Source organism: Spirochaetota bacterium (assembly GCA_026414805.1).
Taxonomy (GTDB): domain Bacteria; phylum Spirochaetota; class UBA4802; order UBA4802; family UB4802; genus UBA4802.
This window is the reverse complement of record JAOAIH010000002.1, coordinates 23,862-37,010: the sequence shown is the minus strand read 5'-3', so window position 1 is coordinate 37,010 and position 13,149 is coordinate 23,862. Positions and strand designations below refer to the sequence as shown.

Sequence of the window (13,149 nt, the reverse complement as noted above, 5' to 3'; positions counted from 1 at the left end):
TTGTTAACCAGTTCATAAAACACTAATATTTCAGCAATCTAACATCATCTACAATGATATTTTGTCCCATTTCACCTGCTGAGTAAGCTCGTAATTTTATCCATACGGAATTATACCCCGGACCTGAAAAGGCAGAAAGATCAACATAGTGTGTTTGCCACACTGGATTATCGTTGCCTAATGACCAGTCATAGCGGTATACCTGACCCATTGCTCCAGTATCTATGGGATTAAAGTTAATTCCATCAGTACTTAATAACACTTCTATTCTGTCTGGGGCATTGTAAATCCTTTCATGATACATCTGGAATGTTAATATATAACTTCCCAGCGTAGACATATTAATTGAATTTATGTTCACTATATCTGAATATGTGCCAGGATCATATTCAAAGCTTGCTGCTTTGGCAAAGTAACTGCCCTGCGGAGGTGACAGAGTAGAACCATTACCTGAGCGTTCGGTCGTAATTCTAATCCAATCGGTGTTATCGGTACTTATATTTTTAAAGTTAGAAAAATATGGTTGGGAATAATTTTCAAAGCTTTCTGAAAGTTGTGTGGATGAACCAGTGGTAGTCCCGGTTGTAAAAGTACAGATAACCTGTCCAGAAGCTGCAGCATTATTCCCTGCCAGATCCTGAAAACTGTTTGTTCCTGAATTAAGTGTTACTGAATATGTAGTGTTGGCTGCAAGTTGCCCAATTGTAAATATAACTGTCCTGCCACCTTCAATCCATCCCTGACGTGTAGCAGTTATTGCTGGGGATAGTGTTATGCGTGAATCCCTGGATTGATTCATCATTTCGTTAAATTGTATGATAATAAAACCAATATCTCTTCCTACATTTGTAGCGCTATTATAAGGTATTGTAGCAATAACAAGTGGTGCAATACTATCAGCGGCAGTGGTAAAATTTAAAATACCATCACCAACATAGGCTGTTCTGCTCACTCTGTTCCCATCAGTATCTTCAAAACTACCACCCCAACCAAACAGTTTAAACTGATATTGTGTTCCTCCTTTGCATCGACCTTTTAATATATACGTTATTCTGGTATTGTTTGAATCCCAGAAGTAATTAAAAGGTGTTAACGGTGCTGGAGTTGTAGAGCCCGAAGCCCCTTCATAAATCTGTAACCATTGTTTTTCGGTATTCATTGAACGGTTAAAGGTTATACGAACATGAGTTAATAATGAATTAACATTTGTTGCAGCATCTGTAATTGCTGAATAGCTTGAGCCACCATTATTTGATACTTCAATATTGGTAATTTGAGGCAAGCTATATGTGGTAAATGTCCATGTAGTTGTTGATAATGAATTATTGTACCTGTCGCGTATTCCGTTGGTTAAAGTTACTGTATATGTAGTGTTGTTGCTTAATTCAGTTCCTGGGGTAAGCGTAGCTGTCCGTGTAGCATCATCATAAACAACATAAAATGTCCCAACGCCGCTTCCGCTTAATGTAAAGGTAGAAGTGGTAACATTTACAACCGGTTCACTGAATGTAACTGTTATAACAGGCTTCAATTGTACATTGACTGCCCCCGGCACCGGATATCGTGAAATAATTGATGGTGGGGTTGTATCAAGTTCTGTAGTAAATTGCCATGTATCAGTTGATGCAAGCCTGTTGTCGGCCAAGTCCATGATTACAATACCAGTGGAACCACCAGGTACTGTAACAGTATACACTGTATTCTGTTCTAAATTATCAATTGGGTCAAGTGTCACTGTAAAAGTTGCTGGATTATACGAAATTTCAACTGGTATAGTAATGGTACCTTTTTTCAAAGTGATTTTTTCAATATTTTTTACAGCTTCTGAAAACTGTAATCTGATATTGGAATTCAGTGGTACGTTAACTGTGCCAGGAGCGGGGAAACGGCTTCCAGCAACTATTGTAGGTGGTGTGGTATCCGGTACATATTGCGTGGTAAAACGCCATATATAATCGTTAAGCAGCGAATTGGGAATATTAGCTCTGTCTTTTATAGCTGTGGTAATACGTACTGTATACTGTGTTTGACCCTGCATGTTGGACTGAGGAATCAAAGTCAGGGTTTTTGTTTGCTCATCATACACTATTGTGGCACTTACAGGGGGATCTAGATAAAATGATGAACTGCTATATCCTTGAATTGGTTCAGAAAATTTTGCCCAAATGCTACCATTAACCGGATATCCGGTTGTACCATCTGGAGGATATACAGTTGACACAAAAGGTGGTATGCTATCCTGTGGAGTGCTAAAAGACCATGATATTGGTGATAGTGTATTATTTGCTTTATCCTTAATAGCATTGGTTAAATATGCAGTAAAGGTTTTTTCATATTCAAGATCCTGTAGAACCTCTAATTCTGCAGTAAGCAAACCTGGATAATAAGTGACGGTAGCAGGGATTGTAGTATTATACTGATCTTTTATAAAAAATGAACTACCACTTACACCTTTGACATCTTCACTAAAGATAACGGTAACCTTTTTATTATTCCAGTTGGTATTCCCAGCAGCAGGAGATTTAAGCACTACCGTTGGTGCAGTTTCATCAATTGCGGTAATTTCAAATGTCCATTGTACTGCCTGTAAAGGATTTTGTGCAACAGACATGTCGGTTATTGCGCTTGATAATTCTGCTCTATATGTACCAGTCACTGTAATATTGGCAAGAGGTGTCAAAACAGCTTGTGCAATATTATTCTGAGGATTGTAACTATACGTTACATTACAGGATATCTCGGTATTATCGGAAACCCTTCGTAATTTAAATGTATTTGTATTTACATTCATTACCTGTTCGCTGAAAAGCACTCGAACTTCAACAGCATTCCCAGGAATATCGGGAGTCCCCTGTTCCGGTGATTTAAAAGTTACATACGGTGATGTAGTATCAGCAGTTGTTGCAAACGACCAGTTTACAGTTGAAGCAAATCTGTTGCCAGCCACGTCCTTTATGTCGGAGCTATCGCCACCTATTACTACAACAGTATATTGGGATTCATATTCCAGGTTACCGAGTGGAGTTATGTTTACTCGCTGGGATATCGAGTCATAGTTTACCATTACAGGAATAGGTATGCCATTTTGATCGCCTTTTTTTAACTGTATTGTTTGTGGACCTACTCCTGATACAGGTTCGCTGAATTGTATTTGAATAGTGGATGATATGGGTATATTTGTTTGTCCAGAAGATGGATAACGTGATACAATTGAAGGTGGTGTTGTATCGGGTTCAATACCGGTTTGAAATGACCATTCTGTATAATTCAAACTATTATCACTTGCATCTTTTATATCGTTTGTGAGGACAACAGTAAATGTTGTTTCAAACGGCAATGGATCATCAGGATCAAATGTGGCAGTTTTTGTTGCATCATTATAGGTCACATTTCCTGCAATATATTGTCCTGTTGTTTCATTGCGGATCTTAAACGATTGTACAGAAACATTATTAACCCTTTCACTAAAAGTCACAACTATATTAACATTATTTCCCACATTTCCCATTCCGTTTGATGGATACCGATATGTTATATCAGGCTTAGTGGTGTCCTGAGTTTTAAATTGCCAGCTCACTGGCACAAGCATATTATTTGCTGTATCATGAATATTTGATGACAATTCAACTTTATACCAAACACCCTCTGCAAGAGTAAATACAGGCGTAAAGGTTGCCTGATACATGTTATGATTATATATAACTGTACCCTGAACTGCTTCATTAGTATCAGCACGCTTCACCACAAACGATGTAGAATCAACCCCTAAAACATTTTCATTGAAGGTTATAGTGATAACTGTATCAGTTGGAACATTTGTTTGATTATCATTAGGAACTTTTGAAGATAGCTGAGGAGGTGTGGTATCCGGTTCATTTTTAGTGGTAAATTGCCAAGTGGTTTCCTGATTTAATGGATTATGTGCCTGATCGCGAATATCTTTTTTCAATGTTACTTTATACTCTGTATTGGGTTCCAATCCACTCTGAGAGTAACATATTGCTGTTTTAGTATTATCGTTATAGGTAATTATTCTCTCAACATTTTCCCATGTAGCACCTGTCCATTTTTCTAATTTAAAATTATTTACATTTGTTATAGTATAACTTTTAATCGATTCACTGAATGTGACAGAGATCAGCGAATTAGTAGGAATTTCATCACCCTCAGGGTATTTGCTGATTACAGAGGGATAGGTTGTGTCATCAGTACGGAAGGTATATTGATACGCATCAAGCGAATTTCCTGACAAATCAGTTATACTATCGGTCAAAACTATAGTATAACGTGTCCATTCCTCAAGCGGTTGTGATGGAGTTATCTCTGCTTTTCTGGTGGTTTCATTATAAGCAACACTTGCCTGGAGTATATCATTCCCTTTCTTAATAAAAACAGTAGTTGAATTTACATTGATGACAGGTTCACTAAATACAATATATATTGGTGTACTTAAATTAACGTAATATTCATAAGCAGGGCTTTTTTCAATAATTGTTGGTTTTTGCGTATCAGCCTGAATTCCTGTAATAAATGCCCAGGCTTCAGGTATCAGAGCCACCCCCGAACGGCTTCTTATTTCACTGGTTAGGGTAACATAATATATCGAATTATAATCTAAATTTTCCAACAACTGCAATACGGCAGTTCTTGTACTATCATTGTACATTATACTGGCAGCTATTTTCCCACCGCTCAACTTTTCTATATAAAATGTATTTGAATTTATATTAATAACGCTTTTGCTGAATGTAACAACTATTTGCGTGTTTATTGGCACATCTGTCTGACCACGGTGCGGAGTAAAACTTATCACAACTGGTGGTTCGGTATCTGCGGAATTACCTCCTCCAACACAACCATTAATAAATACAATAAAAATAATGAAAAATATTGTTATATATCTATTATTTGTGAATGTTCTATTGTGTGTATTTTTTGTTATTATGTTCATTGAAACCTCATACAATAACCTTATGATAGTATCACTCTAAAAAAGGCGAATAATATAAAACATACTTAACATTTGATTGTGGAATCACTATTTTGCCTTTTACAGTTAATATTTCTAACATTTTACCTCGTGCAACAGCTATTCCAATATATTCATTCCCACTTTTTGTTATAACCTTTTTTAATTTACCTTCCCTTTTTTCCAAAAGTGCTAGCATAATTGTTTCTTTTATATCTTTGTTGCCCAAAGCGATAAGTTTTTGATGCATAAAATTCTCTTCTAAATTGTTGTGCATTAAACCCTTTTTAAATATTTCGGCGTTGTTTCTAAGTTCATCATAAATGTTTGTATCCATTTCTAAATATACAACATCCTGATCGGCCTGAATAAATTGATGTTTATTATCAATAAATTTAACTATATTATCCTTTGTATTTTTCAGCGTCCCCTTAGCTTCTAGACTCCATAATAACAAAGCATCATCTTTGGTCATTATTTGAATATTTTTTATATCGCCATTGTATTCATATATTGGAGTGGTTACGGTTATATTTTTTATAATTTTATCGGATATTAAAATTATGTTTCCTCTATTTATTTGTATATTAATGCTTTTTTTTGTATTATCAATGTCAAAATCAATTGCGCTGTTTCCAGTTATAAAAATATACGTAGTATCATTACCTATTACACAATATGATGAAGAATTGGTTTCTATTGTGTTATTATTTACTGTTTGATGTAATTGGGCTTTATTGCTATCTATATATATTTCTCCGTGTAATTTATACACTCTAAAATCTTTTAATACTGGAGTACAATGTAAATGGTAACATACTATGAAAGGCATTATTATAAAAATAATAACGAAATCACTGGATATAAGATATTTTTTAGTTATAAAATGCATTTTCCGTCCAGTGATATTAATAATATAATTAAAACCGTCCAGTCATAATAATCACTTATATATTAATACTTTTTATCGAAAAAAGTCAATAAAAAAACAAAAAAATAATGAAAAAATATAACATTTTTCAATAAATGTATTTTTTTACATATAATTATTATTATACATATATTCAAAATATTATTATGTCGCATATGCTCTATAAGCTAGGTATGTAAATTGTTTTATATTTTGAAAAAAATTATATAACTCAACTTTTACTTGACGTACCACAATTAACTATTGTAACCATTACATTATACTATTACCAAGAGGATTCTATGACCCCGCCACTGCAAAATCTTAAAATACTTGATTTTACTTACCTTTTGCCAGGTCCTTATGGTACTATGATGCTTGCTGACCTTGGTGCCAATATTATAAAAGTAGAAAACCCCAATAATCCTGATATGCTTAGAATGCTGCCCCCTTTTGTCAATGGGATTTCAGCCGTCTATGCACATATTAACCGTGGGAAAAAATCTCTGGCACTTGATTTAAAATCACCTGAATCAAAAGATATTATCTATTCACTTGTAAAAGAATATGATATCATTATAGAGCAATTCAGGCCAGGTGTACTTGAAAAATTAGGTTTTGGATATAACGATTTAAAAAACATTAACCCTTCAATAATTTATTGTTCACTCACCGGTTACGGCCAAACAGGAAGCTATGCTCAACGTGCAGGACATGATATAAACTATATGGCACTGTCAGGTGTTGATTCATTCTCAGGCAAAAAAGATACAGGCCCTGCCCTTCATGGTATACAGATTGCCGATATTGCAAGTGGTGCTAAAAATATGGTTATTGCAGTGCTTGCAGCCTATATTAAGCGCCAATCTACAGGTAAAGGCGACTATATAGACATATCAATCACCGATGGTGTGTTTGCAATGACAGCATTTACTACGGGAGCTTACCTAGAAGGTGAACCGCTGCCAAAGCCGGAAACTCAGATGCTCAATGGTGGTGGAATTTACGACTATTACGCAACTTCTGATGGACGTTTTTTATCCGTAGGTCCAATTGAACCAAAATTTTTTCAAACATTTTGTGAAGCAATAGGATATACCGAAATATTACAAAATGTGGATTTTTCACCTGAAAGTGTACAAAACCATAAAAAAAAGATTGCAGCAATAATTGCTTCACAACCTCTTTCATATTGGATTACTGTTTTTTCAAAAATTGATGCCTGTGTGGAACCCGTACGCACACTGGAAGAAGCAATTCATAATCCCCCACTTTCTGAACGCGATATGATTGTAACAATACGATCAAACAGTGGGACTACTTTTTCACAAATAGGAAATCCTATCAAGTTTTCATCTGATACATATATTGCCTCATTTGCAGGTGTGCCGTTAGGTTACAATAATGATGAAATTTTGATGTCAATTGGCTATAATGATGATACAATTAAACAGCTTTACAATAACAAAGTAATAGTCAAAAGTTAGTTTTTAAAATATGAAGAAAAATCCTCAAACATTTACAATTATCACATTTGGCTGCCAGATGAACAAGAGTGACTCCGAACTTATGGAGGTGTCGCTACAACAAGAAGGATTTATAAAAAGCGATAGCTCATGGGATATAATCATTTTCAACACCTGTTCAGTGCGAAAACATGCTGAAGACAGAGCTCTATCTCATATTGTTGAGGCACGGAATACATACAAGCAATCCATTCTGGTAGTTGCCGGGTGTATGGCTCAGCGCTTGAAACAACAATTACGCACACAATATGGTGTGGATCTTGTTGTTGGCCCTTACCATTCTCCTGCTATTGGCTCAATAATAAAAAATTACATACATAATCAAAATGTATGTGAGTACACCTCACAAGATATAAACGATTTTGTATCGCGAATACATCCTTCACTGGTTACCCATAAAGACGAATTGCCATGGCATAAATGGGTTACTATATCGCATGGTTGTGATAATTACTGTGCCTACTGTATTGTGCCCTATGTCCGAGGTAAACTCATTTCATTCCCTTCACAGCAGATTATTGAATACTGTAAACTTTTGATAGATAATGGTATTACCGAAATCACTCTTTTAGGTCAAAATGTCAACCAGTATGGTCAGGATTTAGACGATATCCCTTTTTACAAGCTTCTTGAAATTGTTGCTGCATTGCCGGGTTTATACAAGTTGAATTTTATTACTTCACATCCTAAAGATTTTAACAAAAATATTTTATATGTTATAAGGGATAATCCTGTTATTGCGCAAAGCATTCACCTACCTTTACAAAGTGGTTCGGACAGCATTTTGCAAGCAATGAATCGACAGTATACAATGAAGCAATATAATTACATTATTGAAGCCATACATACTATACTGCCAATGGCCTCAATATCTACTGACCTTATAGTGGGATTCCCCGGTGAAACCCAAAAAGATTTTGAAGCCACACTTACTGCCGTACAGACAATACAGTTTGACGAGGCTTTTACTTATAAGTATTCACCGCGTGAGGGGACTAAAGCATATTCATTAGCTGATACAGTGCCTGATACCATTAAGCAACAAAGGCTTGATCAGCTCATACATACGGTACGAGATGTTTCCAGAAAACGCCTCATCAATTATCTTAACACAACAACCGATATGATTGTAGAGCGAATAAGCAAAAAGTCAGTTAATGAAGTTATGGGCAAAACTATTTACAATCATCCGGTAATTATCAAAGGCGGCAAAGAAGATATTGGAAAAAAATATACAGTCACTATCGTATCATTAAAAGGTTCAACGCTCTATGCTGAGCGTAGTGCATAAAACAATTCTCATTGTGTTGCTCTATGCCAGCATGGCTGCTGCAAGTGAGCAGTCAGATTTTGAAGCAATACAAAAAGCTTTCAAAATCAATAGTAATAATAAACATGAGCTTACAAAAAAATTTTTTAATCAGTACCCCAATAGCACATTTATTCCCGATATCAGAATGCTTATTGCAGCGTATGCTCCAACTGCTGATGCAAGCATTTCTGAATACCAAAAAATTTTAAGCTTCTATCGGTTTTACAAAAAGCGTGACGTAGCATATCTATCGTTATGCCAGCTGTATTACATGAAAAGCGATTGGGGCAATCTATTATTAACATCTAGTCAGGCAATCAAGGAGTGTAGCGCCAGTAACTATCTCCCAATATTTTTACAATTGCGGGCGATAGCTCATTTTAATCACAGCCACTATGATGATGGTGCTGTAGATTGTGAAAAGATTCCTCACCTCTCACGTGAAATCAATACGTTAGCATACGGATTATTTCTTAAAACCGAAATGGAGAGGCTCATGTATGGATATGCACGTCAATATATAAAGGGGCTGGCCGAACTTTTGCATGGATATTCTGATGCTGCCATATACCCAACATTATTGCTTCAACTGGGGCAATATTATGAGCACCACACCATGTACAATGAGGCATATTCATCGTATAATTTTCTAATTACACGCTACCCTAAATCACCCGAGGCTGCCAAGGCATTAATAAATATTCAAAATTTAAAAAAATATAATCCAAAATCAGTTGCGTTTATTCCCGATGAAAAAATAGTTGCACAAAGTATGGTAATAGACATTAAGCCAGATATTGAAGAAAAGGAAATTCCACAAAAAGCAATGATGTATTACACCATTAGCATTGGTCCTTTGTATAATTTACAAAAAGCAAAAGAATTGCAAAAATTGATTATAAACTATACAACGCCTGTACATATTGTACGAAAATCAAAATCTTTTGAAATTTATGCAGGTCATTTTTCAACTCTTGATGAAAGCATGAATATTAAAATACAGTTGGCTGAAGAATTGGGCATTAACGGTTTTATTATTGAAATCTTTGAACAGGATGGCAGTCAGTATATCTATGGGCAATGATAAAGAACTCACTCCAATGATGCGGCAGTATCTTGAAATTAAACAGAATTATAAGGATGAGATTCTTTTTTTTAGGCTTGGTGATTTTTACGAAATGTTCTTTGATGATGCTAAGATTGCTTCAAAAATTTTAGACATTGCACTGACCTCTCGTCAAAACGACATCCCTATGTGTGGCGTTCCCTATCATGCTGCAGAAAGTTACATTGCCCGACTTATTAAAGCAGGATATAAAGTTGCAATATGCGAACAGATGGAACCACCCGGTTCTAGTACAATTGTAAAACGTGAAGTTATTAGAGTTATTACTCCTGGCACTGTGATTGAAAGTAATCTTATACCCTCAGATGAAAATATTTTCCTTGGTTCAGTAGTTATTCATAATAATAGTGCCTGTACCGGATTTGTAGACGTATCGACAGGTGATTTCTTTCTTTCATCTGCTGATTATAGCAGTGAGTTTATTGCAACAGAAATTTCACGATTTTCGCCAAAGGAAATGTTGCTATATGGGCCTAAGCAGGAGATTTTATTTTTAAAGGAGTTATTGCAACAGCAGAATATTGCATTGGCATCCATCAATGAATGGTACTATGATGTTGAATACCTTACAAATATTATTTGCAACATTTATGGATTGAGTAATATTAAAGGTTTGGGGTTATCGCATGCTGCAATTTTAACTGTAGGTTCACTTCTTCACTATTTAAAAGATACGCACAAAAGTACTTTGATTCATCTCAAATATCCAAAGAATGTAAGTAGAACCGAATTTATGGTTCTGGACCATCAAACCATCCATAATCTTGAAATATTGAAAAGTCAGGATGGTTCCAAACAACATTCCCTTTTTGGCGTTCTTAATCATACCCACACTGCAATGGGAAAACGGACACTGGAAAGGGCTCTTTTGTATCCTCTTGTTGATAAATCTGCCATTGAAAGCCGATACGATATTATATCGTACCTAATAAAAAACATAACCCTTCTGAAAGAAATTCAAGATAGGCTATCTCAAATTCATGATATTGAACGGCTGGTATCACGATTTTCATTGAAAAAACATTACAACAGGGATTTTATTGCCCTGCAGCAATCAATAGAAGCTGCATATCAGATATATGTACTTTTGCAGCAACATCCTGATGAATTGTTCAACATGCTTGGCACTATAAGCGATTCATTACATGAGCTATCGAACAAAATTAAAAACACCATTGTTGAAAATCCACCGCTTTCCTCTGAACAGGGTCGTGTCATCAAGGAAGGTGTCAATGCAGAATTGGACAGACTTTATACATTAAAAACCGATGCCAGGCAGTGGCTGCTTAATTATCAGGAAGAAGAAAAAAAGCGTTTAGATATACCAACGCTAAAAGTGCGGTATAATAAAGTAATTGGCTATTATATTGAAGTTAGTAAAGGTCAGACAGCAAAAGTCCCACAAGATTATTTCAGAAAACAAACATTAATTAATGCTGAACGATATACCACTCAGACTTTGCAAAAATTTGAAACTGATGTGCTCCAGTCAACTGATAGAATTATCGAAATTGAAAATGAAATATTAGATAGCATAGTAAATACCATAATAGAAAATAAACTTCAAATTCAGGAACTTGCATATAATATTGGAATACTGGATATGTTCTGCTCGCTTGCATCAGCAGCTCATCAGCATAATTATGTACGGCCATTGTTAAATGATGAAGGAATTATTGACATAAAAGCTGGCAGGCATCCGGTTGTAGAAAAATTTTATATAAAAGAACCATTTGTGCCTAATGACATTTTTCTTGATACAGCTAACAATGTTATAGCTATTATTACTGGACCAAACATGTCAGGGAAGTCAACCTATATACGAATGGCTGCAATAATACAGCTTATGGCTCAAATTGGTTCATTTATCCCTGCACAATCAGCAAATGTGTGTATTGTTGATAGGATTTTTACACGCATTGGCGCTTCGGATAACATTGCCCGAGGCGAATCCACTTTTCTTGTAGAAATGAATGAAACTGCAATAATTTTAAACAACGCTACTGATAAAAGTTTAGTAATAATGGATGAAATTGGCCGTGGAACCAGTACTTATGATGGTATGGCAATTGCATGGGCAGTGGTTGAATATATTGCCAATTATATAAAAGCCAAAACGCTGTTTGCAACACATTACCACGAATTGACAAAAATAAATAAGAAAGGTATTGTTAATTATACCGTGATGGTAAAGGAATCAATAAACGGTGTTGAGTTTTTGCATAAAGTTGTTCCAGGTGCAGCGGATAAATCCTATGGCATTCATGTTGCAACACTTGCGGGCATTCCAAAACCTGTAACTGTTAAAGCTAACAAAATCCTGGAAAAATTGGAAAAGTCTTCGCGAATTGACGCAATGACTAAAGCACCTGATAATGAAGATCAATTGGAGATATTTCAGGTTATTCATCACCGCCTTGTGCAGGCACTAAAGGACATAAATATAGAAAACCTGACACCGCTTGAAGCGCTCAATGAAATTGCACGCCTCAAGCGGCTTATTGAGTAATTTATTTTTTACGCCCTGCTAAAAATGGTTCAACTAAATCAATAGGTATTGGGAACAATGTAGTGGAATTCTTTTCAGTTGCCACTTCCCTCAGCGTTTGCAAATACCGTAATTGCAATGCTATGGGATGAGGTTCCATTAATTTTGCAGCATCAACCATTTTTGAGGCTGCCTGAAATTCACCTTCAGCATTTATAACCTTAGCTCTTCGCTCACGTTCTGCTTCAGCCTGTTTTGCCATTGCACGCTGCATCTCCTGTGGCAGGTCAACATGCTTAATCTCAACTGCGGTCACTTTTATGCCCCAGGGATCGGTCTGTTTATCCAGTATTTTCTGAAGTTCATGATTGATACGTTCTCTATCGGCAAGCAAATCATCAAGTTCAACCATTCCAAGGATGCTACGTAATGTTGTTTGAGCTAATTGCGATGTAGCATAGAGATAATCTTCAACTTCAGTAATTGCTTTATTAGGCTCAATAACCCGGAAATACACTACTGCATTAACCTTAACCGAAACATTGTCACGGGTGATGACATCCTGAGGTGGCACATCCATTGCAACCGTTCTTAAACTTACCCTCATCATCTTATCAACAAAGGGAATAATAATTACCAGTCCTGGTCCTTTAGGACCTGTTGGCGGTTGTAGTAAACGACCCAACCTGAATACAACAGCTCGTTCGTATTCCCGTATTATTTTTATTGATGATACGGCTAATAAAATCAAAAGGATTATAAGTGTTGGTAACGCTTCAAACATTGTTTTCCTCCTAAATTAGTTTTATGTTTACTAT

Annotated in this window: 7 protein-coding genes; 4 read left to right on the top strand and 3 right to left on the bottom strand. The window is 35.7% G+C overall.

Annotated features, from left to right (window positions below; all coding sequences use genetic code 11):
• Positions 1 to 22 precede the first annotated feature (22 nt).
• Both N3F66_00770 and N3F66_00765 read right to left on the bottom strand, forming a co-directional pair.
• Positions 23 to 4,951: an Ig-like domain-containing protein gene (locus N3F66_00770; protein ID MCX8122679.1), complete on the bottom strand. Its 4,929-nt coding sequence runs from the start codon at positions 4,949 to 4,951 to the stop codon at positions 23 to 25.
• 31 nt (positions 4,952 to 4,982) lie between these two features.
• Positions 4,983 to 5,861 carry a hypothetical protein gene (locus N3F66_00765; protein ID MCX8122678.1) on the bottom strand — a complete coding sequence of 293 codons (879 nt, stop codon included), beginning with the start codon at positions 5,859 to 5,861 and terminating at the stop codon, positions 4,983 to 4,985.
• Between the two features lie 320 nt (positions 5,862 to 6,181).
• On the opposite strand from N3F66_00765, the gene N3F66_00760 reads away from it, so the two are divergent.
• From N3F66_00760 to mutS, 4 genes are read left to right on the top strand one after another with little or no spacing between them, the layout of a single operon-like run.
• Complete coding sequence (locus N3F66_00760; protein ID MCX8122677.1) at positions 6,182 to 7,366, top strand: CoA transferase; 1,185 nt, start codon at positions 6,182 to 6,184, stop codon at positions 7,364 to 7,366.
• A 10-nt stretch (positions 7,367 to 7,376) separates the two neighbouring features.
• Positions 7,377 to 8,696, top strand: a complete 1,320-nt coding sequence (miaB, locus tag N3F66_00755) for a tRNA (N6-isopentenyl adenosine(37)-C2)-methylthiotransferase MiaB (GenBank protein MCX8122676.1) — start codon at positions 7,377 to 7,379, stop codon at positions 8,694 to 8,696.
• On the top strand, positions 8,677 to 9,801 hold the full coding sequence (locus N3F66_00750; protein MCX8122675.1) for a hypothetical protein: 1,125 nt from the start codon (positions 8,677 to 8,679) through the stop codon (positions 9,799 to 9,801). The genes miaB and N3F66_00750 overlap by 20 nt, the downstream gene beginning before the upstream one ends.
• Positions 9,773 to 12,352, top strand: a complete 2,580-nt coding sequence (gene mutS, locus N3F66_00745) for a DNA mismatch repair protein MutS (GenBank protein MCX8122674.1) — start codon at positions 9,773 to 9,775, stop codon at positions 12,350 to 12,352. Before N3F66_00750 ends, mutS begins: the two co-directional genes overlap by 29 nt.
• Before the next feature lies 1 nt (position 12,353).
• Here mutS and N3F66_00740 read toward each other — a convergent pair whose 3' ends face one another.
• Positions 12,354 to 13,115, bottom strand: a complete 762-nt coding sequence (locus N3F66_00740; GenBank protein MCX8122673.1) for a slipin family protein — start codon at positions 13,113 to 13,115, stop codon at positions 12,354 to 12,356.
• Between the last annotated feature and the right edge of the window lie 34 nt (positions 13,116 to 13,149).

What these genes read in the sequence shown, in the direction of transcription:
- N3F66_00770 (MCX8122679.1), bottom strand. Translation starts at nt 4,951, where the DNA reads ATGAACATAATAACAAAAAATACACACAATAGAACATTCACAAATAAT.
- N3F66_00765 (MCX8122678.1), bottom strand. Translation starts at nt 5,861, where the DNA reads ATGCATTTTATAACTAAAAAATATCTTATATCCAGTGATTTCGTTATT.
- N3F66_00760 (MCX8122677.1), top strand. Translation starts at nt 6,182, where the DNA reads ATGACCCCGCCACTGCAAAATCTTAAAATACTTGATTTTACTTACCTT.
- miaB (MCX8122676.1), top strand. Translation starts at nt 7,377, where the DNA reads ATGAAGAAAAATCCTCAAACATTTACAATTATCACATTTGGCTGCCAG.
- N3F66_00750 (MCX8122675.1), top strand. Translation starts at nt 8,677, where the DNA reads ATGCTGAGCGTAGTGCATAAAACAATTCTCATTGTGTTGCTCTATGCC.
- mutS (MCX8122674.1), top strand. Translation starts at nt 9,773, where the DNA reads ATGGCAGTCAGTATATCTATGGGCAATGATAAAGAACTCACTCCAATG.
- N3F66_00740 (MCX8122673.1), bottom strand. Translation starts at nt 13,115, where the DNA reads ATGTTTGAAGCGTTACCAACACTTATAATCCTTTTGATTTTATTAGCC.